15 protein-coding genes are annotated in these 22,289 nt (G+C 69.0%); all 15 read left to right on the top strand.

Translation table 11 applies throughout. The annotated features are described in order from the left end of the window. Nucleotides 1-33 precede the first annotated feature (33 nt). The gene (locus IB225_RS09525; protein WP_192311032.1) at nt 34-1,248 is read left to right on the top strand and encodes a serine hydrolase domain-containing protein; all 1,215 of its coding nucleotides are present in this window, start codon (nt 34-36) and stop codon (nt 1,246-1,248) included. Continuing rightward, complete coding sequence (locus IB225_RS09530) at nt 1,245-2,192, top strand: ribokinase (RefSeq protein WP_192311033.1); 948 nt, start codon at nt 1,245-1,247, stop codon at nt 2,190-2,192. The genes IB225_RS09525 and IB225_RS09530 overlap by 4 nt, the downstream gene beginning before the upstream one ends. 12 nt (nt 2,193-2,204) lie before the next feature. Further along, complete coding sequence (locus tag IB225_RS09535) at nt 2,205-4,397, top strand: SUMF1/EgtB/PvdO family nonheme iron enzyme (protein ID WP_192311034.1); 2,193 nt, start codon at nt 2,205-2,207, stop codon at nt 4,395-4,397. Between the two features lie 50 nt (nt 4,398-4,447). After that, a complete protein-coding gene (locus tag IB225_RS09540) occupies nt 4,448-7,201 on the top strand; it encodes a ThuA domain-containing protein (protein ID WP_192311035.1) in 2,754 nt (917 codons plus the stop codon). Next, nucleotides 7,198-9,024, top strand: a complete 1,827-nt coding sequence (locus IB225_RS09545) for a beta-L-arabinofuranosidase domain-containing protein (protein ID WP_225583671.1) — start codon at nt 7,198-7,200, stop codon at nt 9,022-9,024. The genes IB225_RS09540 and IB225_RS09545 overlap by 4 nt, the downstream gene beginning before the upstream one ends. 121 nt (nt 9,025-9,145) lie before the next feature. After that, nucleotides 9,146-10,330 carry a CoA transferase gene (locus IB225_RS09550; protein ID WP_192311036.1) on the top strand — a complete coding sequence of 395 codons (1,185 nt, stop codon included), beginning with the start codon at nt 9,146-9,148 and terminating at the stop codon, nt 10,328-10,330. Nucleotides 10,331-10,449: 119 nt separating this feature from the next. After that, complete coding sequence (locus IB225_RS09555) at nt 10,450-11,172, top strand: TorF family putative porin (RefSeq protein ID WP_192311037.1); 723 nt, start codon at nt 10,450-10,452, stop codon at nt 11,170-11,172. Nucleotides 11,173-11,292: 120 nt separating this feature from the next. After that, the gene (kdpA, locus tag IB225_RS09560; RefSeq protein ID WP_192311038.1) at nt 11,293-12,993 is read left to right on the top strand and encodes a potassium-transporting ATPase subunit KdpA; all 1,701 of its coding nucleotides are present in this window, start codon (nt 11,293-11,295) and stop codon (nt 12,991-12,993) included. A gap of 10 nt (nt 12,994-13,003) precedes the next feature. Further along, entirely contained in the window at nt 13,004-15,064 is a 2,061-nt protein-coding gene (gene kdpB, locus IB225_RS09565; RefSeq protein ID WP_192311039.1) for a potassium-transporting ATPase subunit KdpB, read from the top strand. A 9-nt stretch (nt 15,065-15,073) separates the two neighbouring features. Beyond that, a complete protein-coding gene (gene kdpC, locus IB225_RS09570; protein WP_192311040.1) occupies nt 15,074-15,667 on the top strand; it encodes a potassium-transporting ATPase subunit KdpC in 594 nt (197 codons plus the stop codon). Nucleotides 15,668-16,491: 824 nt separating this feature from the next. Next, entirely contained in the window at nt 16,492-19,140 is a 2,649-nt protein-coding gene (locus IB225_RS09575; RefSeq protein ID WP_192311041.1) for a sensor histidine kinase KdpD, read from the top strand. After that, the gene (locus IB225_RS09580; protein WP_225583673.1) at nt 19,137-19,859 is read left to right on the top strand and encodes a response regulator transcription factor; all 723 of its coding nucleotides are present in this window, start codon (nt 19,137-19,139) and stop codon (nt 19,857-19,859) included. Before IB225_RS09575 ends, IB225_RS09580 begins: the two co-directional genes overlap by 4 nt. A 147-nt stretch (nt 19,860-20,006) precedes the next feature. Further along, nucleotides 20,007-20,246, top strand: coding sequence for a hypothetical protein (locus IB225_RS09585; RefSeq protein ID WP_192311042.1), 240 nt, complete (start codon nt 20,007-20,009; stop codon nt 20,244-20,246). A 66-nt stretch (nt 20,247-20,312) separates the two neighbouring features. Continuing rightward, the gene (gene dusA / locus IB225_RS09590; RefSeq protein ID WP_192311043.1) at nt 20,313-21,311 is read left to right on the top strand and encodes a tRNA dihydrouridine(20/20a) synthase DusA; all 999 of its coding nucleotides are present in this window, start codon (nt 20,313-20,315) and stop codon (nt 21,309-21,311) included. Between the two features lie 2 nt (nt 21,312-21,313). Beyond that, the gene (locus IB225_RS09595; RefSeq protein ID WP_192311044.1) at nt 21,314-22,237 is read left to right on the top strand and encodes an arginine deiminase-related protein; all 924 of its coding nucleotides are present in this window, start codon (nt 21,314-21,316) and stop codon (nt 22,235-22,237) included. Nucleotides 22,238-22,289: the final 52 nt, after the last annotated feature.

Below are 22,289 nucleotides of genomic sequence, written 5' to 3' on the forward strand. Positions count from 1 at the left end.
TCTCCAGGACGGCGCGGGGCCTGGATCGCCCTGATGCTCTCGCTGGTCGCGTCTTCCGTGGCGGCGATGCCACCGTCTGCGGTGCCGCCACACGCACCGCTGGACACCTTCCTCGCGCAGGCCGTTGGAGACGACGGTTATCTGGGTGCCGTCGCCCTGGTGTCCAGGCAGGACCAGGTGATCTACCACGGCGCGTTCGGCCATGCCGACCCGCAGGGCACGTCGCTGCATGAAGACGCGATCTTCCGCATCTACTCCATGACCAAGCCCGTCACCTCGGTGGCGGCGCTGATGCTGGTCGAAGAGGGCAGGCTGGGCCTGGACGATCCGGTGGCGAAGTACCTGCCGGTCTTCGCGCAGTTGAAGCGGGTGACCGGCGGCGATGCCGACGCTCCGCAGCTCGCGCCGGTGGCGCGCACGCTGACCGTCCGCCATCTGCTGACCCATACGGCCGGCTTTGCCACCGGCGGCGACGACATCCGCGTCGCGTCAGCGCTGCTGCAACGGCAGGCGCCGGAAGAAGCCGCGGATCTCGCGGGTTACGCGGACCGCGTCGCGCGCGCACCGCTGGCCGACGAGCCTGGCACCCGATTCCGCTACGACGGCGTCAATACCGAAGTGCTGGCGCGCGTCATCGAAGTCGCCAGCGGCCAGCCGTTCGATCGATTCCTGCAGGCGCGCATCCTGTCGCCGCTCGGCATGCGCGACACCGGCTTCGAGGTTCCCGCCGGGCAACGGGCGCGTGTGATGGCACTGACCTCGCGCGATGCCGAAGGTCATCGCGTTCTCGCGGACACGCCTTCTGCGCGAACGCCCGGCGTGCCACTGCGGGCTTACACGAGTGGTGCAGGTGGACTGTATTCCACCGCGGCCGACTACCTGCGCTTCGCGCGCATGCTCGCCAACGGCGGGGAACTGGACGGCGTACGCCTGCTGAAGCGGGAGACCGTCGCGATGATGATGAGCGACCAGTTGGCCGCGTTCGATCCTGCGGTGCCCGCGCCGGAACCCGGCGAAGGCTTCGGCCTGGGCGGCTATGTCATCACCGATCCGGCGAAGACCACGCGCCCCGGCTCGCCCGGCCAGTTCGGCTGGTCGGGCGCGGCGTCCACCTATTTCACGATCGATCCTGTGCGCCATCTCGTCATCGTGCTGATGTCGCAGCATCTGCCGGTGGAGGGCGCGCCTGCACTTCCCAAGCTCGCCGGTCCGTTCTATCGGCAGGTGTACGCGGACGTGTCGCCATGACGACCGCAGGTACCGTGCTGGTGGCCGGCTCGGCCAACCTCGATTTCGTCGTCCGTGCCGCGCATGTACCGGCGCCCGGCGAGACCGTGCTGGGGCGCGAGTTCGCGACGTTCCCCGGCGGCAAGGGCGCCAACCAGGCGGTGGCCAGCGCGCGTGCCGGCGGTGCGTACACCCGCATGCTGCTCGCGCTGGGCGACGATCCTTACGCGACCGTGCTCGACAGGGCGCTGGCCGAGGCCGGTGTCGAGCGGCATGTCATCCGTGCACCGGACGTGGCCAGCGGTACGGCCTTCATCTGCCTGTCCGATGATGCGGAGAACGCGATCACTGTCGCCCCGGGCGCCAATGCCGCGCTGCGGCCGCACCACCTGCCATCGCTGCAGGGCGTCAGCCACCTGCTGCTGCAACTGGAAACCCCGCTGGACACGGTCGCCAGCTTCGCGCACGTCGCGCGGACTGCGGGCGTGAAAGTCATGCTCAATGCGGCGCCCGCCACGTCGCTGCCGGCGGGACTGCTGGGCGACGTCGATGTGCTGGTCGTCAACGAAGGCGAACTCGCCACGCTGGCCGGCCCCGGCACGCTGGCCGAACAGCTCGCACGCGTGCAGGTGCCCTGCGTGGTGGTGACGCTGGGCGCGCGCGGCTGCATCGCGCGGCGCGGCGGCGAACTGTTCCTGCAACCCGCATTTCCGGTGGAGGCCGTCGATACCACCGCGGCCGGCGACACCTTCTGCGGCGCCCTGGCCGCCCGCCTGGCGCAGCATGCCTCGCTGGCGGACGCGCTACGCTTCGCCAGTGCCGCGTCGGCCCTGGCCTGCACGCGCCTCGGTGCGCAGACCAGCGTGCCGGCGCGAGCCGAGGTCGATGCCTGGCTCGCCGCACAGGCCAACGAAACCCCGCGCCGCGCCGCGCTGGCCGCCTACAGCGGCTTCCCTGCTTCCTGATCCGATACCGCCATGACCCTCCCCACGTCCCCCGATGCTTCGCCCGCCCCATCGCACGACGAAGATCGCGCGCCGCCGGTGAAGACCGAATACAAGTTCTCCCACGTCACCACGCAGCGTTACCTGCCCACGCCGGGCAAGGCGCCGGGCTGGCCGTTCGCCGACATCGGCCAATGGAAGATCGATGCCAACGCCTCGGCCGACGACTGGGTCGCCGAGCTGAAGGACTGGCGCCGCGAGCACCTCACCCGCATCGGCTACGACGACGCCAACTACCGCCGGCCGGAACTGCAGTGGGCGCAGCGCAACTTCGTGCACGCGCAGGTGATGGTCGAAGACCGCTACCTCTACGATCCCGTCGCCGGCCGCTACACGGTCGACCGCTACCTCGACGATCTGGAAACGCGCTTCGGCGGACTCGACAGCGTGCTGCTGTGGTGCGTGTATCCCAACATCGGCGTGGACGACCGCAACCAGTTCGACCTGGCGCGCAGCCTGCCGGGCGGACTGGAAGGCCTGCGCAGCGCGGTCGACGATTTCCACCGCCGCGGCGTGCGCGTCTTCCTCACCACCATGCCGTGGGACAACGGCACCCGCGACGAAGGCGAGCCGGACTGGCAGGCCATCGCGAAGATCGTCGTCGCGATCGGTGCGGACGGCATCAACGGCGATACCTACAACGGTGTGCCGCGCGCGTTCTTCGATGCCTGCGATGCGCTCGGCCATCCGGTGGTCGTGCAGCCGGAGTCCACGATCAGCGCCGAGGAACACCTGATCTGGAACGTGCAGAGCTGGGGCAAGAAGGCGCCGAACGAGGTCGTGCCGCCGGTGGCCAAGTTCAAGTGGCTGGAACCGCGCCACATGATCAACTACGAGAACCGCTGGGGTCGCGACCGCAACCACGACCTGCAGTACATCTTCTTCAACGGCGTCGGCTACAACGCGTGGGAGAACGTCTGGGGCCTGTGGAACCAGCTGACCCCGCGCGATGCCGCCTCGCTGCGCCGCATCGCCGCGATCTATCGTCGCTTCCCGTCGCTGTTCGTCAGCCTCGACTGGCGCCCGTACGAGCGCACGCTGCAGGCCGGCATCTTCGCCAGCCGCTTCCCGGGCGAAGGGCGCACGGTGTGGACGCTGGTCAACCGCCACGAATATCCGATCGAAGGCGAGCAACTTGCGGTACCGCATGTCGACGGCACGCGTTACCTCGACCTGTGGAACGGCACGACACTGCAGCCGCGCATCATCGACGGCAACGCCATCCTCGAAACGACACTCGAAGGCCGCGGCTTCGGCGCGCTGCTGGCATTGCGCGACGGCGTGCAGGAAGAAGGCCTTGACTCCTTCCTCGCGGAAATGGCGAAGGAAGCCGGGACGCCGCTGGCCTCGCTCTCCGCGAAGTGGACCGCCTTGCCGCAGACGCTGCAGGCCATCGCACCCACCCCGCCACAGGCCACCGCGCCGGACGGCATGGTGACGATTCCGGCCGGCGAGGTCCTGTTCGCCGTGCAGGGCATCGAGATTGAGGGGCAGGTGTGGGAGGGCGTCGACGTGCAGTTCCCGTGGGAGCCGACCGCGCGCCGCCATCATCGCCGTCGCATGCAGGTGGCGTCGTTCCACATCGACCGTCATCCGGTCACCAACGCGCAGTACAAGGCGTTCGTCGATGCGACCGGTTATGCGCCGCAGGACACGGGCAACTACCTGCGCGACTGGCGCGACGGCGCACCGCAGGCCGGCTGGGAACACAGGCCGGTGACGTGGGTGTCGATCGAGGATGCACGCGCCTACGCCGCGTGGGCCGGCAAGCGCCTGCCGCATGGCTGGGAATGGCAGTACGCCGCGCAGGGCGCCGATGGTCGCCTGTATCCGTGGGGCGATGCCTGGCGCGACGATGCCGCACCGCCGGTGTTCCGTGGTCGCGTGCTGCCGCCGCCGGCCGAGGTCGGCGCGTATCCCGCAGGGGCCAGCCCGTTCGGCGTGATGGATCTGGTCGGGCACGTGTGGCAGTGGACGGACGAATTCCACGACGACCACACGCGCGCCGCCATCGTGCGCGGTGGCAGCGACTACGAGCCGCGCACCTCGCACTGGTATTTCCCGCAGGCCAAGCGCCTGGACCAGCACGGCAAGTTGCTGCTGATGGCGCCGTCGAAGGATCGTTCCGGCCGTATCGGCTTCCGTTGCGTGGTGGACGTGGCGTGATTCCGCTCCGGTGCGCGCGTTGGATCCTGCGTGCGCGCCGGTGGGCGCTGATGACGTTGCTGGCCTGCGCGCTCGCCGCATGCGGTGGTGAGCCGAAGACCGTCGTGCTGATCGGCGGTCCCGCCAGCGAGGGGCCGGGTCGCCATGCCTATCCCGACGGCATCCGCCAGTTGCAGGCGATGCTGGAGCAGGGCGCAAGCGTGCGCGTGCAGGCCTATCCCGATGGCTGGCCGGCGGATCCCGCCGCGCTCGCGCAGGCCGACGCCGTCGTCCTGTACTTCGACGGACTCGACAGGCATCCGCTGCGTGACGCGAGCCATCGCGCTGCGTTCGAGGCCGCGATGCAGCGTGGTGCCGGCGTCGTCGCCTTGCATCAGGCGTCGACGGTGCCGGAAGGCGAGGACCTCGGCCTTGCGCGCTGGCTCGGTGCCGTGCGCGTCGGCACCTTCGACCGCACGACCCAGTGGGCGACGCTGGAACCGTCCGCGTCGCATCCGGTGACGGAAGGCTTGAAGGCCTTTTCCTACCGCGACGAGTTCTATCCCACCTTCCGTGGCGACGGCCAGCGCACGCCGCTGCTGCAGGCCGTACTGCATCCGCAGTTCCGCGATGGCCAGCCGGTGCTCGACAATGTCGCCGAACGCACCGACGTCGCCTGGACCCATGAGCGCGCCGACGGCGGACGCGGTGTGGTCTTCAGCGGCGCGCACTATCTCGCCGCGCTGTCGCAACCTTCGGTGCGGCATGTGCTGCTCAACGCCATCCTGTGGAGCGCGCATGCCGATACGGTGGAAGCGCCTGCGATTCCCGCCGGGGCCTCGCGCGCGCCGTCGCCGATCGGCGATGCCGGCACGGTCCGGCGCGCCACGTTCCATGTCGATGCCGCGCGTACCGGCTGGCGTCGCGACGAGTCGACGCTGACGCCGGCCGTCGTCGGCGCCAGGGATTTCGGCCTGGTCTGGGAATCGCCGACGCTCGATGCCGACAACGGCAGCGGGGCGCGCCTCTACGCCTCGCCGTTGTACGTCGACCGGCTGGCGATCACCGGCGGGCCACAGACCGGCGAACGCTTCGATGTCGTCATCGCCGCCAGCAACAACGGCCACGTCTACGCCATCAACGCCGCGCGCCAGGGCGATGTCGCGCCGGGACGCATCCTGTGGAAGACGCGGCTGGGCGAACCCTGCCGGCTGCAGCCGGCGCCGCTCGATGGCGTGCCGACCGGCATCCTGAGCACGCCGGTGATCGATGTCGCGCAGGGTCGGCTGTACGTCACCCATTGCGATCCGGCGAACCGCTGGCAGGCCTACGCACTGGAGCTTGGCAGCGGCCGCGTGCTGCCGGGTTGGCCGGTGAAGCTCGACGAGGCCACCTTCAACGACCTCAACGCCAACGCCGGTCCGTCGCGCGTGCCGCCGAAGCGCAAGTTCGACTTCCGCGTGCAACGCGGCGCGCTGAACCTCAGTCCCGACGGCGCGCAGCTCTATGTCGTATTCGGCGAATCGGAAACCGGCTGGATCGCGGCGGTCGATACGCGTCGCGCACGCGTCAGCGGTGCCTTCGCTGCGGTCGCCATGCCGCACCGGGGCAGCGGCGGCATCTGGGGCGCGGGTGGGCCCGCGGTCGACGCGGATGGGCATGTCTATGCCGTCACCGGCAGCGGCTTCGGCGGTTACCAGGATTCGGACGGCGACTGGGCGCAGTCGGTGCTGAAGCTGGCGTCGACCGGGCAGGGCGGCTTCGCGCTGCGCGGCACCTACACGCCGTTCAACTACTGCACCAGCGCCGAGCGGGATATCGATCTCGGTTCCGGCGGTGTCGCGCTGTTTCCGGCCGGCGACGAAGGCGGCACGCGCAGGCTGATGACCGTCGGCGGCAAGCAGGGCAATGTCTATCTGCTCGACCGTGATCGCCTGCCCGGCAAGCTCGACCGTCGTCCGCCGTGCAGCACCGATGCGGCCAGCGACGGTTCTCTGCTTGCGCCGACGCCGCAGCGGCCATTCGGCACGCGCGGTCCGCTCAACGTGTTCGGCCCGTACTCGGAAGACGATGCCGCGCTCGACCTCGCCCGCGCGCGCTCGGTGCCGGCGATGTATCGCGCCGCAGACGGTACCGACTACGTCTACGTCACCGGCAACACCAAGCAGGCGCCGGGTTCGTCGACCAGCATCGCGCCGTCCGTGGTGCGCCTGCGCGTGGACCGGTCCGCGCCCGACGCCCCGTTCCTGCGCATCGACAGGGCGCATCCGTCGCTGGTGCTCGGCAATCCCGGCTCACCGGTCGTGACCAGCCGTGGATCGGATGACGCCCTGGTGTGGATCCTCGACGAGAACGCGCCGCGCTCCGCGTCGCTGCACGGTGCCGATGCGCCGCGACCGGTGCTGTATGCGCTCGACGCACAATCGCTGGCCATCGTCTGGCAGAGCGCGCCCGGCGAGCTGTTCACCAGCGGCAAGTACAACGAACCGGCATTCGGTGGCGGCCAGGTCTTCGTCGGTACCGATCGCATCCAGGCCTTCGGGGCCGGTGGCCGTCGCGTGACCGATCGCCTGCCCATCGCCGAGAAGAAGACCGCCGTCGTGGTTGATCCCACGCTCGCCGGCGCCACACCCGCCACGCTGTACACGCAGCGCTGCGCCGCCTGCCACGACCATCCGCAAGGCAATATTCCTCCGCGTGCGGTCGTCGCCTCACGTTCCCAATCCCGTATCGTCGACGCGCTGACGCAGGGTGTCATGCGCCCGCATGCGCAGGGCCTCAGCGCCCGGCAGATCGACGAGCTCGCCAGGTACCTCAAGCAATGAAACCCCACGACATCCGCCTGCATGGCCTGCTGGGCGACGCCCTCGACGCGAACCGGCGCGGCCGCCTCTCGCACTTCATCACCGGTCCCGACAGTCCGGCCATCGCGCTGTTCGCGCCCGCGCACCGCGCGCAGAACACCGAGGGCGACTGGTACGGCGAACACGCCGGCAAGTGGCTGTCCGCCGCCGCGCGCGCCTACGCCCGCAGCGGCGATGCCCAACTCGGTGCTCATCTGCGCGAGGTCGCCGACTACCTGCTGTCCGTGCAGGAAGACGACGGCTACCTCGGCACCTACGCACCCGAGCGACGCTTCACGCAACCGCAGCCGCCGAAGCCGCCCAGCTGGGACGGCGCGCCGGCCCTGCGCACCTGGGACATGTGGGTTCACGCCTACCTCATCCTCGGTTTCATCGAGACGGCGCGCGCGCTCGACGATGCGCGCTACACGCAGGCCGCCGCCCGCATCGCCGACCTGTGCGCGCACGCGTTGGCCGACGGCATCGACATCACCACGCTCGGCAACCACCACGGCATGTCGGCCACCGTGCTGATGGACGCCGCGCTCGAACTGCATGAGGAAACCGGCGAACCGCGCTTCCTCGCGCTGGCGCAGCAGGTGCTGGCGCAGGCCAATGCGCATCCCGCGCTGCGCCTGCTGCCTGCGATCGAAGCGGGCGCCGACGCGTCCGAGATCGCCACCGGCAAGGCCTACCAGCTGCTGTGGAATCTCGTGGGTCTGGTCAAGCTGTGCCGCGCCACCGGCGATGCCGCGCTGCGTGCCGCCGTCGAGGCGATGTGGGAGAACATCCACCAGTACCACCTGACCCTGGGCGGCGGTCCGTGGGGCGGCGTGGCGCACCGCTCGCGCGAGGTGTTCAACGCACGCGGCACCTTCAGTCCGCTGGCCTATGTCGAAACCTGTTCGCTGCTGTCGTGGATCCAGTTCAACCGCGAACTGCTGCGCCTGACCGGCGAGGCGCGCTATGCGGAAGAGATCGAACGCACTGCCTACAACGACCTGCTCGGCGCATTCGCGCCCGACGGCGAGGACTGGTGCTACTACTCGTTCCCGAACGGTCGCCGCGTGCACACCACCTACTGGCGCTGCTGCAAGTCCAGCGGCGCGATGGCGCTGGAGGAACTGCCGTCGCTCGCCTACGCGGTGGAAGGCGACGTCGTCCGTGTGCAGCTCTACGGTCCGGGCGAGGCCACGCTGACGCATCCGGCGGCGAACGCGCTGGTGCTGCGCCAGCACACGGGTTATCCGTTCGAAGGCGATATCTCGCTGGAGGTACAGCCCGAGCGCGACGCCACGTTCGAGCTGCGCCTGCGGATACCGTCGTGGGCCGAGGGCGCGACTGTCGCCGTCAACGGCGAAGCGGTGCGCGGGCCGGTCGTACCGGGCACGTTCGTCGCGGTGCGCCGCCACTGGCGCGCGGGCGACCAGGTGCAGCTGCTGTTCCCGCTGCGGCCGGCGCTGCACCGGCAGGCGCTGCGCAACGTGCAGGAATCGCGCGCGCCCGACGGTTCGGAGGTGCGCCAGCAGGTGCTGGACCTGCACTACGTCGGGCTGACGCGCGGGCCGCTGGTGTACGCCACCGAGCTGGTCGACGGCTTCAAGACCGAAGAAACCATCCGCCTGCCCGACGGCCCGCAGGACGACTGGCTGCAGGTGCTGCCGGTGGCCGACGATGGCGACGGTCCGGGCATCGCGCTGCAGCTCGGTTACCGGCCGCCGCTGCTGTTCTGGCCGTACTACCGCACCGGCGGGCGCGTCGACGGCGCCTGGCGCCTGACCTGGCTGTCGCTGCCGCCGGCATGAACGCGCACGCGCTCGCAAGAATTTGTGGCCGCAGAAACTACGGCGGCCGACTGTATCCGCTGCACCGCCTGCACCAGACTGGTCCCCGACCAGCAGGTGGCGGTTGAAGGAGCCTCTTCCCATGGACACTGCCTCTCCCTTCCGCGCCCCCCGGCGCCACGGCCCCGCCGGGCCGCTGAGCGGCGTCAAGGTGCTCGACCTGAGCGCCTATATCGCCGGTCCCTACGGCTGCACGCTGCTGGCCGACCAGGGCGCCGACGTGGTCAAGGTCGAGCCGCCCGACGGCGACAACCTGCGCCAGTACCCGTCCACGCTGGACAAGGAAAGCCGCGCCTTCCTCGGCGTGAACCGCAGCAAGCAGGGCGTCGTGCTGGACCTGAAGCAGCCGGCCGACCACGCCGCGCTGCTGCGGCTGGTGCGCGAGGCCGACGTGCTGGTGCACAACTTCCGCCCCAGCGTGCCGAAGCGGCTGGGCATCGATTTCGACAGCCTGACGGTGATCAACCCGCGGCTGATCTATTGCGCGGTGACCGGCTACGGCGAGACCGGCCCGATGAAGGACAAGGCCGGCTACGACCAGGTGCTGCAGACCATGACCGGCATGTGCACGCTGCAGGGCAAGCGCGGCGGGGCGCCGGAAATCATCTACGGCTCGGTGGTGGACTACTACGCCGCCGCGCTGCTCGCCGCCGGCGTGTCGTCGGCGCTGTACGAACGCGAGCGCAGCGGGCTGGGCCAGTTCGTCGGCATCTCGCTGCTGCGCAGTGCGCTGACCATGCAGTCGGCGCGGATGATCTGGGCCGAAGGCGAAGCGCTCGACATCGGCCGCGACATGCGCTCGGGCGGCGTCACCGGCATCCATCCGGCACGCGACGGTTATCTGTATCTGTCGGCCAACACCGCGCGCTTCTGGAAGGCGCTGTGCCGGCTGACCGGGCTGGACGCGCTGGCCGACGATCCGCGCTACGACACCGTGCGCAAGCGCGCCGAACACGCCGCCGAGATCGTCCCGCAGTTGCACGACGCGTTGCTCGCGCGTACCGCGCAGGAGTGGGAAGCGCATTTCGGCGACGAGGTGCCGTGCGCCGCGGCGCGGCGTGTGGAAGACATGTTCGAGCACCCGCAGGTGCTGGCCGAAGACATGGTGGCGGAGATCGCGCATCCGGTGGTCGGCAGCTACCGCGGCGTGACGCGTCCGATCGCCTTCGGCCGCACGCCGGGTCCGGCACCGTTCGCCGCGCCCACGTTCGACCAGGACGCCGACCACGTGCTCGGCCGCCACAGCAAGACGCGCGCCTCCGGCTGACACCGGGCGCGCGTTTTACGCCGAATTTACGGCGCGCCCGCCGCAGCGCATAGCGGCTTTACGCGACCCGGGAACAGACTTTCGCGGTCGGCGGAACTCCTCCGCCTCGGATCGCACTCATGTCTTCCCTCTCTTCCGTTTCGCGCAGGCGCAGGCCTGCGTTCGTCGTTTCCGCCCTCGCTGCCGGCCTGCTGCTGGCCGCGGCCTCGTCCGCCAGCGCTGCTACCTTCAACGGGTCCGGTGCGATCACCACCGACTACGTCTGGCGCGGCACCACCCAGACCCAGGGCGACCCGGCCGTGCAGGCCAGCTTCAAGGCCACGGCCGACAACGGCCTGTACGGGTCGATCTGGGGTTCGAACGTCGAGTTCGCCCCGGAAACCAAGGCCAGCAGCGAACTGGATTTCATCGTCGGCTGGAGCGGCAACGTTGCCGACGACTGGACGCTCGACGTCAACCTGACCCACTACCGCTATCCGTCCACCACCGTCGACCTCAACTGGACCGAGGCCATCGGCACGCTGACGTGGAAGCAGAACTACTGGGCGCAGCTGGGCTATTCCAACGACGCCCTGGCCACGGATGAAGCCGGTGCCTACGCACAGCTCGGCGCGAAGTTTCCGTTGAACGACCAGGTCCGCCTGGAGGCCGCGGTCGGCCACTACTGGCTGGAAGACGCCTACGACGACAGCTACTCGCACGCCCAGCTGGGTGCCGTGTGGGCGTTCAAGGCGCCGTTCGAGCTGCGCGTCACCGCGCACGCCACCGACCGCAGCGCCAAGACGCTGTTCCCCGACCTGGCGGGTTCCCGCGTGGAAGCCGCCCTGCAGGCCGCGTTCTGAGTGCCGCCATGTTCACCGACTTCCTGCATCTGTCGTTGTCGCTCGCCGGCGTGCTCGCCGGCGCCGGCCTGATGTTCCTGCTGATCACGCGGCGCGCACGTGCGCCGATGGACGACTCCCATGACTGAGTTCCTTCTCGTTTTCGCGCTCGCGATCGCGCTGGGCTGGCCGCTGGGCCGCTACCTGGCCGCGGTGATGCGCGGTGCCCCGATGCGCGGCGACCGGCTGTTCGGCGTCATCGAGCGCCCCCTGTACCGCCTGCTCGGCGTCGACCCGGCGCAGGGCATGGGCTGGAAGGGCTACGCCATCGCCTTCCTCGCCAGCAACCTCGTCGTCGGCGTGCTGGCCTGGCTCGTCTTCATGACGCAGGCGTGGTTGCCGCTCAATCCCAACGACGCGCCCAACATGCGCTGGGACCTGGCGCTGCACACCATGGTGTCGTTCCTGACCAACACCAACCAGCAGCACTACTCGGGCCAGTCGCAGCTGTCGCACCTGGCGCAGATGACCGGCATCGTCGGCCTGCAGGTGGTCACGCCGATGATGGGCCTGGCCCTGGTCGCGGCGACGCTGCGCGGTCTGTTCGGTGGGCGTGAGAAGAAGGCGGCGGCGAACACGAACGGCGACGCCGATGTCGGCAACTACTGGGCCGACGTCATCCGTCCCACCGTGCGCTTCCTGCTGCCGCTGTGCCTGGCGTGGTCGCTGGCGCTGACCTGGCAGGGCGTGCCGTCGACGCTGCAGGGCGGTCCGGTCGCCACGCCGATCGACGCCAGCGCGGAAATGGCCGGGCAGAAGATCGCCGTCGGCCCGGTCGCGCCGATGGTCGCGGTGAAGCAGCTGGGCACCAATGGCGGTGGCTGGTACGGCCCCAACAGTGCCGTGCCGCTGGAAAACCCGACGCCGCTCTCCAACCTGCTGGAGACGCTGGCGATCATCCTGATCCCCATCAGCATCGCCTTCATGGTCGGCAGCTTCACGGGTCGCAGGAAGTTCACCGCGCTCGTGTTCGGCACCATGCTGACCATGTCGGCGATCTCGACCGGCGCGGCGCTGTGGTCGGAGAGCTACTCCGCCACATCGAACGACATCGCGCTGATGGAAGGCAAGGAAGTCCGCTTCGGCGACGCGCCGTCGGCGTTGTGGGCCGCGGTGACCACGCAGACCTCGAACGGCTCGGTCAACGCGATGCATGATTCGCTGGCGCCGCTGACCGGCCTGGTGACCCTCAGCAACATGCTGGTGAATTCGATCTGGGGCGGCATCGGCTGCGGCCTGCAGCAGTTCCTGGTCTATCTGCTGCTCAGCGTATTCCTCGCCGGCCTGATGACCGGGCGCACGCCGGAACTGTTCGGCCGCAAGATCGAAGCGCATGAAGTGAAGCTGCTCGCCGCACTGGTGCTGCTGCAGCCGCTGGCGCTGCTGGCCTTCACCGCGATCACGCTGGCCGTGCCGTCGATCACCGGCAATTCCCATCCGTCGTTCCATGGCATCAGCCAGGTGTTCTACGAGTACACCTCGGCGTTCGCCAACAACGGTTCCGGGTTCGAAGGCCTCGGCGATGCGACGTACTGGTGGAACCTCAGCACCACGCTGATGCTGATCCTCGGCCGCTATCCCGCGCTGATCATTCCGCTGGCCATCTCCGCCTCGCTCGCGCGCAAGCGCGCCGCGCCCGAAGGCCCCGGCACCCTCCAGGTGGAAACCCCGACCTTCGCGCTCACCCTGATCGCCGTGGTCGTCATCCTGACCCTGCTGCAGTTCATGCCCGTGCTGGTCCTCGGCCCCGTCGCCGACCACCTGGCCCTGGGCGCGCTCTGAGAACACCGACATGACTTCTTCCTCCTCACGCTCCGCCGGCCGCGCGCCGGCCCTGCTCGACAGCGCGGGCTTCCGCGCTGCCGTCATCGGCTCCTTCACCAAGCTGGCTCCGCAGCACGCCTTCAAGAACCCGGTCATGGCCGTGGTCTGGCTGGGCACGCTGCTGACCGCCGGCCTCACCCTGGCCGGCACCACCACGCCGGGCATCGGCGGGTCGGTGACCGTGCTGCTGTTCGTCACCGTGCTGTTCGCCAACTTCGCCGAAGCCGTCGCCGAAGCGCGCGGCCGTGGCCAGGCGGCGTCGCTGCGTCGCGCCCGCAAGGACCTGGTCGCGCGTCGCATCGACACGCCGCTCGGCGGCACCGAGCGTCGCCTGCCCGCCGCCGAACTGAAACCCGGCGACTACGTCATCGTCTCCGCCGGCGAACAGATTCCGGCCGACGGCGAAATCGTCAAGGGCCTGGCCACCATCAACGAGTCCGCCGTCACCGGCGAATCGGCCCCCGTGCTGCGCGAAGCCGGCACCGACCGCAGCGGCGTCATCGGCGGCACCAAGGTGCTGTCCGACGAGATCGTGGTGAAGGTCACCGCCGAGCCCGGCCACAGCTTCCTCGACCGCATGATTTCGCTGGTCGAAGGCGCCAACCGCCAGAAGACGCCGAACGAGATCGCACTCGGCCTGTTGCTGCTGACGATGACGCTGACCTTCCTCATCGTCGTGGTCTCGCTGCCGTTCATTGCCGGCTTCGTCGGCGCCAGGCTCGATCCGCTGCTGCTCATCGCGCTGCTGGTCTGCCTGATCCCCACCACCATCGGCGGCCTGCTGCCCGCCATCGGCATCGCCGGCATGAACCGCGCGCTGGCTGCCAACGTGCTGGCCAAGTCGGGCAAGGCGGTGGAAGTGGCCGGCGACGTCGACGTGCTGCTGCTCGACAAGACCGGCACGATCACCCATGGCGACCGCCAGGCCACGCTGTTTCATGCGCTGGCCGGCGTCGACCGCGAACAGCTGCGCGACGCCGCCATGCTGTCCTCGCTGGCCGACCCGACGCCGGAAGGCAAGTCGATCGTGAAGCTGGCGCGCGAGCAGGGCGCCATGCTGGCCGATCCCGAGCGGGCGCAGTTCGTCGCCTTCACCGCGCACACGCGCATGTCCGGTGTCGATCTTCCCGACGACGGCCGCGGCCATGTCCGCGTGATCCGCAAGGGTGCGATGGACGCGATCCTGGCGCACATCAAGGCGCTCGGCGGCAACGCACCGGCCGAACTCAACGCCCGCGTCGAACAGGTCGCGCGCAACGGCGCCACCCCGCTGGTCGTCAGCGACGGCAGCCACGTGCTCGGCGTGGTCGAACTCTCCGACGTGGTCAAGCACGGCATCAAGGAAAAGTTCGCCCACATGCGCGCCATGGGCATTCGCACGGTGATGATCACCGGCGACAACCCGCTGACCGCCGCCGCCATCGCCGCCGAAGCGGGCGTGGACGACTACATCGCCGAGGCGCGCCCCGAAGACAAGCTGGCGCGCATCCGCCAGGAGCAGGCTGGTGGCCGTCTCGTCGCCATGGTCGGCGACGGCACCAACGACGCGCCCGCGCTGGCGCAGGCCGATGTCGGCCTGGCGATGAACTCCGGCACGCAGGCGGCGAAGGAGGCCGGCAACATGGTCGACCTCGATTCCGATCCGGCCAAGCTGCTGGAGGTCGTCGAAGTCGGCAAGCAGCAGTTGATCACGCGCGGCGCGCTGACCACGTTCTCGCTGGCCAACGATGTGTCGAAGTATTTCGCCATTCTGCCGGCGCTGTTCGCGGCGGCGATTCCCTCGATGGGCGCGTTGAACGTGATGCAGCTGTCCAGCCCGACCAACGCCGTGCTGGCCGCGCTGATCTTCAACGCGATCATCATCCCGCTCTTGATCCCGCTGGCGCTGCGCGGCGTGCGCTTCCGCCCGGCCGGCGCCACCGCGCTGCTGCGCCGGAACATGCTGGTCTACGGCGTGGGTGGCGTGCTGCTGCCGTTCGTCGCGATCAAGCTCATCGACCTGTTGCTGGCCGCCGTCACCGGCGCCTGAGGAATTGCCATGAACGTTTCAACGCTTTCTTCCACGCCCGTCTGGCGCGCCTCGGTGATGCTGGCGTTGGTCACGCTGCTCGGCTTCGGCCTGCTGTATTCACTGGCGGGTGCTGGCCTGGGTCGCGTGCTGTTTCCGCATCAGGCCACCGGCAGCCTGATCGAGCACGACGGCCAGGTGATCGGCTCATCACTGGTCGCGCAGCCGTTCGCCGATGACCGCTACTTCCAGTCGCGCCCGTCCGCCGCCCGCTACGACGTCATGGCGCTGGCCGGCAGCAACCAGGCGCGGACGAATCCCGACCTGCGTGCGCGCATCGACGAAGCGCGTGCTGCCGTCGCTGCGCGTGAAGGCGTGGCGCCCGCCGACGTGCCCGGTGATCTGGTGACGCAGTCCGGCGGCGGCATCGATCCGCATCTGTCGCCAGAGGCGATCCGCATCCAGATCGTCCGCGTTGCCCGTGTGCGCGGCCTGTCCGTCAGCGAAGTCGAGCGCTTGGTTGCTCAGCACACCGAAGGACGCCAGTTCGGTGTGTTGGGCGCGCCGCGCGTCAATGTGCTGGAACTGAATCTGGCGCTGGATGCATTCGGAACACCGGAGTAAGACCACATGGGTCCGGTTGGGCAGAGCGCCGCTTCGCTTTCTCTTCTCCCTCGCTTGCGGGGGAGAGGATGCCGAAGGCAGGTGAGGGGGGCTGCGTTCTGTCTTCTTTTTCGCGTGCGCGATAGGCGCCTCCAGGGTTCGCCATTAAGGCTGTCCGTTCGGATGATCAACAAACCCCCATTGCCGTCGAACCAGAAAAGTGCGCTGCCACAGAAATTTTCTCCGTGCACGCAGCTCATAAGTGAGCTGACGAAGAAAATTTCCTCGGCGTCGGAGTTCAAGACTGAGTCGACGAAGAAAATTTCTCCGGCAGCGAAGCTCGAAGCTGAGATGACAAACAAACTTTCTTCGACGCCGAACCAGAAAGGGGCGTGCCCGAAGCTTTCATGTGAGACGACGAGGCATTTTTCTTCGGAGTCGAACCAGAAAGGTGCGCCGTCGAAGAAAGTTTCTTCGTGCGCCAGCCTCGGAGAATCCCTGGCGAGGAAGATTTCTTCGCCTCGCGAAGCAGAAAGGTGCGATGACGAAGTTCATCGCGTCGTACACGAGACTGGGCATCTCGACGACGAGGAAAACATCCTCGCTGCCGAACCGGAAAGGTGCAGGGGATCGAGGCTTCCACGTGAGGCGACACGCAAAACGGCCTCGTCCCCGAACCAGAAAGGTGCGCAGCCGAGGCAATCTTCCTTGCGAACGAAGCGCGCTGCCTTGCCAACGAGAAAGCGACCCTCGATGACGCAGCCCGTGCGTGCGTGGACGGCAGGCGACGGGGCTGCGTCGACCCCTCTTCGTCAGCGTGACACGACAACAGGCACACTATCCCCATGACCGACGCCCGCGACCGCCAGGCCGATGCCCTGATCGACCACCTGCAGCGTGAGCAGGGCGGGCGGCTGACCATCTTCCTGGGCGCGGCGCCCGGCGTGGGCAAGACCTACACCATGCTGTCGCGGGCGCGCGAACTGCGCCGGCAGGGCAAGGATGTGGTGGTCGGCATCGTCGAGACGCACGGGCGGGGCGAGACCGCCGCGCAGACCGAGGGGCTGGAGATCCTGCCGCGCCGGCGCGTGTCCTACCAGGGCCGCTGGCTGGACGAGATGGACCTGGATGCGCTGCTGGCGCGCCGCCCGCAGATCGCGCTGGTCGACGAACTGGCCCATCGCAACGCGCCGGGCAGCCGCCACGAGCGCCGCTGGCAGGACGTGATCGAACTGCTGGACGCGGGCATCGACGTCCACACCACGATCAACATCCAGCACCTGGAAAGCCTCAACGACGTCGTCCACCGCATCACCGGCGTGCGCGTCAGCGAGACCGTGCCGGACATCGTGTTCGACCGCCTGCGCGACATCGTGCTGGTCGACCTGCCGCCGCGCGAGCTGATCGAGCGCCTGCACCAGGGCAAGGTCTACCTGCCCGAGCAGGCGGCGCAGGCGCTGCAGGCGTTCTTCTCGCCGTCGAACCTGATCGCGTTGCGCGAGCTGGCCATGCAGACCGCCGCCGATCGCGTGGACAGCGACCTGCGCGAAGACCAGGCCGCGCGCGGGTTGCCCGGCCTGCCGCTGCGGCGGCGGGTGCTGGTCGCGATCGATGGCTGCGGGCAGTCCGAGTATCTGGTGCGCGCGGCGCGCCGCATCGCCGAGCGCCGCGATGCACCGTGGAGCGTGGTGACGGTGCAGGCGTCCGATGTGGTGGACGCCACGAAGCAGCAGGAGATCGACCAGGCGTTCGCGCTGGCACGACGCCTCGGCGCGGACACCGAGGTGCTGCGCGGTGCGCGCATCGCCGATGCGCTGCTCGATCACGCCACCCAGAGCGGCGCCTCCACGCTGGTGCTCGGCCGCACGCGCGAGCGACCGGTCGCGCGCATGTTCAACCGTACGTTGACGCAGCAGATCCTACAGCGCGGCGCGCACTACGAACTGGTCATCATCAGCACGCCGGAAGCGCGCGCACGTGCCCGGCGCGGCGACACCGGCATCGGTAGCTGGCTGACGCGGCACGAACTGGCGTTCGCTGCCGTCGCTTCGCTGCTGTCCATCGGGGTGGCGTGGTTGGCGGAACGCTGGATGGGGCTCGAAGACGTTTCGATGGTCTTCATCGTGGCGGTCGTCCTGGTCGCGTCGCGCACGCGGATGACCGCCGCGGTGCTGGCCGCACTGCTGGGATTCTTCGCCTACAACTTCTTCTTCATCGAACCGCGCTTCACCTTCAACATCAGTGCGCGCCAGGGCGTGACTACGGTGTTCCTGTTCCTGATCGCGGCGCTGGTGGCGGGACGATTGGCGTCGCGCCTGCGCATGCAGGTGGTGGCGCTGCGTGCCGCCAACACGCAGGCGACGGCGTTGCAGGCACTGGGCCGCGAACTGGCGGTGGCCGCCGACTTGGGACAGGTGCTGGCGGCCGGGCGCAAGGCGCTGGAACGCGCGCTGTCGGCCGAGGCGTGGCTGCGCGTGCAGGGACGTGAAGAACCGGTGTCGATCGCGCTGCCCGAGATCGACCGCGCCGCCGCCGACTGGGCGCAGCAGCACGGGCAGGCGACCGGGCGGCACACCGATACGCTGGCCGGCGCGGGTCGCTGGTTCCTGCCGCTGCAGGGCGACCGCGGCACGCTCGGTGTGCTGGGCCTGCGCTTCGACGACGGCGCACCGCGCCTGCTGCCGGAGCAGCGGCGGCTGGCCGAGGCGATGGCCGAGGACATCGCGCAGGCGGTGGTGCGCACGCGGCTGGTGGCGGAACTGGAAGACGCACGCGTCGGCGGCGAGACCGAGCGCCTGCGTTCGGCGCTGCTGTCGTCGGTGTCGCACGACCTGCGCTCGCCGCTGGCGTCGATGATCGGCTCGGCCAGCAGCCTGGCCAGTTACTGGGATGCGATGGGCGAGGACGATCGCCGCAGCCTGCTCGACACCATCCAGCAGGAAGGCGAGCGGCTGGACCGCTACATCCAGAACCTGCTCGACATGACGCGCCTCGGGCATAGCGGATTGACGCTCAACCGCGACTGGATCGGGGTGGACGAACTGCTCGGTTCGGCGGTCACCCGGTTGCAGCGCTACCAGCCCGACGTGCGCGTGCAGACCACGGTAGCGGCGGACGTGCCGGCGATCTGGGTGCATCCGGCGCTGATCGAGCAGGCGGTGTTCAACGTGCTGGAGAACGCGGGCAAGTTCTCCCCATCCGGCGAGCCGGTGCAGGTGGAGGCGAAGCTCGTCGAGGGCGCGTTGCGCATCGACGTGCGCGATCGCGGGCCGGGCATTCCGGAAGACGAGCGCAGCCGCATCTTCGACATGTTCTACAGCGTGGAGCGCGGCGACCGCGGTCGCCACGGCACCGGCCTGGGACTGGCGATCTGCCAGGGCATGGTGGGCGCGCACGGCGGCAGCGTGCAGGCGCTGCCGGGGCCGGATGGTCGCGGCACGGTGATCCGGATTACCCTGCCGCTGCTCACTCCCGCGCCGCAGGAATCCGCTTGACCTACACCGCGCCACCGCCCGCGTCCGCCCCGCCGGCGCGCATCCTGGTGATCGACGACGAGCCGCAGATCCGGCGCTTCCTCGACATCAGCCTGCGCGCGCAGGGCTATGTGGTCGCGCTGGCGGACAGCGGTCGCGCCGGGCTGGCGGAACTGGCCGCGCACGGCGCCGACCTGGTGGTGCTGGATATCGGCCTGCCGGACATGGAAGGCCACGACGTGCTGCGCGAGTTGCGGCAGTGGTCGCAGGTGCCGGTGATCATGCTGACCGTGCGCGACGGCGAGATGGAGAAGGTCGCCGCGCTCGACGGTGGTGCCAACGATTACGTGACCAAGCCGTTCGGCGTGCAGGAACTGATGGCGCGCATCCGCGGCCTGCTTCGCACCCGCGCCGCCGCCAGCGACGACGCGATGCCGCTGTTCGATGACGGCCACCTGCACGTCGACCTAGGCCGCCGCGAAGTAACGCTGGACGGCGAAGCCGTCGTGCTCAGCCGCAAGGAATTCGCCCTGCTTGCGTTGCTGCTGCAACACCCCGGCCGCGTGGTCACGCAACCGCAACTGCTGCGCGACCTGTGGGGCCCCAACCACCAGGACGACACGCATTACCTGCGCATCCTGGTCGGCAAGCTGCGGCAGAAGCTGCACGACGATGCGACCGCGCCGCGGTACATCGCGACGGAGCCGGGGGTGGGGTTGAGGTTTGTGGGCGTGGGGTGAGGGTACTGAAGCGGGTGTGCGAATGCGTTTGGCAGTTCGTCTTTAACTCGGGTGGCAGGGGGCTGACAGTCAGCAATGGACTCCGGAACAACGACCAACGCTGACGCAGGGCGTTCGGCCCACCTTCCCTGGTGGCCCATTCCGTTCGTGTTCCTTGCCTACTTCGTACTCTTCCTCTACTTCGTGGAGTCCGGTCAGACGATTCCGGCCATGGTGTTCGGCATCATGGCGTTGCCGGTCCTCATCGCTGCTTCGTTGTTTTCTGTGGCGGTACTCGTCCGCCTGGCAATGGGTGTGTACAGGGGGCGTCTCTCCTGGCTGGGCCTGTTGGCGTGGTTGGCCGTTGGCACAGCCTGCGCAGTGATGGCCGCGCAGATTCTCCGGTAATTCGCCGGAGGTAGCGGACCTTGCGCTGTGGGATGGGGCGCACAGGGGCCAAGGTACAATGACGCCATGACGTCGCCCCGCATTCCCCACGAATCCCTGCGCCTCTCGGTCGCCCCGATGATGGACTGGACGGATACGCATTGCCGCGTGTTCCACCGGCTGCTGGCGCCGAATGCGCGCCTGTACACCGAGATGGTGCACGCGCAGGCGGTAATCCATGGCGACCGCGACCGCCTGCTGGGCTTCGACACGGTGGAGCACCCGGTCGCCGTGCAACTCGGCGGCAGCGAGCCCGAGCATCTGGCGCAGGCCGCGCGCATCGCGCAGGAGTGGGGCTACGACGAGGTGAACCTCAATGTCGGTTGCCCGTCGGACCGCGTGCAGGCCGGGCGCTTCGGCGCTTGCCTGATGAAGGAGCCGGCGCTGGTGTCCGAGTGCGTGGCGGCGATGATCGAGGCGGTGGACATTCCGGTGACGGTGAAGTGCCGCCTGGGCGTGGACGAACAGGAGGATTACGACCTGTTCCGCGGCTTCATCGACACGGTGGCCGCCATCGGCTGCAACACGTTCTTCGTGCATGCGCGCAAGGCCTGGCTGCAGGGCCTGTCGCCGAAGGAGAACCGCGAGATCCCGCCGCTGCGTTACGACTGGGCGTACCGGCTCAAGCGCGAACGGCCCGAGCTGACCGTCGCGCTCAACGGCGGCATCACCACGACCGCGCAGGTGCACGAACACCTGCAGCACAGCGATGGCGTGATGATCGGCCGCGCTGCCTACCACGAGCCTTATGCATTGCATGAAATGCAGGTGGCCTTGTTCGGTGGCGAGATGCAGTCGCGCGTGGACCTGCTGCGCGCGTGGCGCCCCTATGTGGAAACGCAGCTGGCCAAGGGCATGGCGCTGAAACACCTGACCCGCCACGTGCTGGGGCTGTTCCATGCGCAGACAGGTGGACGCGCGTTCCGCCAGATCCTCAGCGAGGGCGCACACAAGCCTGGCGCCGACTGGTCGCTGGTGGAGCAGGCGCTGGCCGCGACCACGCGCGAACTGCGACCGGCGGCCTGAGCATGATCACGCGCGACATCGCCGCCTTCACCGCGTTCGCTCGTTCGCTGGCACCGGATTTCGGGCCGGCGACCGCGCGTGCGGCGTTCCTCGTCTCGCCGGACGGCTTCATGCGGGCCGAGCAGTCGGCGCAGGACAACCGCTACATGGCCGACGCCGATGACTTCGACACCGGCGCGGCGCTGCGCGAACACCATGCGCTGCAGCGCGCGCTGGCGCAGGACGTGCCGGTGGTCTGCTTCCCTGGCAACGAGGCGACGCCGGATGCGGTGTTTCCGAACAACGTGTTCGCCACCGCGCGCGTGGAGGGCGCGCCGCGGCTGATCGTCGGCCGCATGCGCCATGAGGTGCGCCAGCGCGAGGCGGAGCGGGGGGACATACGAGGTTTCTTCCGCGACACGCTGGGCTATGCCGAGGTGGACCTGTCCACCCAGCCGCATGCCTGCGAACTGACCGGTGCGCTGGTGATCGACCGCGCACGCGGCATCGGCTTCTGTGGTCTTTCCGAACGGTGCGACGAGGCCGGGGCGGCGCGCATGCATGAGGCGTTCGGCCTGCGCGCCACGCTGCTGTTCGACCTGGCTCCCGGCGAATACCACACCAACGTGCTGCTGGCAGTGCTGGCGGGCCGTGCGGCACTGGTCTATCCGGGAGGCCTGGATGCACCGGCGCTGGTGCCCGCCCTGGAAGCGCTGTACCCGGGAGGTGTGGTGGAACTGACCGCCGCAGAGCAGGCGGCCTTTGCCGGCAACGCCATCGCGCTGGCGGAGGGGAAGGTGTGGATGAGCCGGCGCGCCCACGAGACCCTTCGGCCGACGACGATGGCCGGTCTGGAAGCGGTGGGCTTCGCAGTGCACAGGGTGGCGCTGGAGGCGATCGAAGCGGGCGGCGGTTCGCTAAGGTGTTGTGTTGCCGAGGTTTTCTGACGGTTCAGCTGGCTGAATGCGGGGCATGACCCTGTGGATAAATTCAGAACGG

This window comes from Pseudoxanthomonas sp. PXM02, from assembly GCF_014851805.1.
Lineage (GTDB): Bacteria > Pseudomonadota > Gammaproteobacteria > Xanthomonadales > Xanthomonadaceae > Pseudoxanthomonas_A.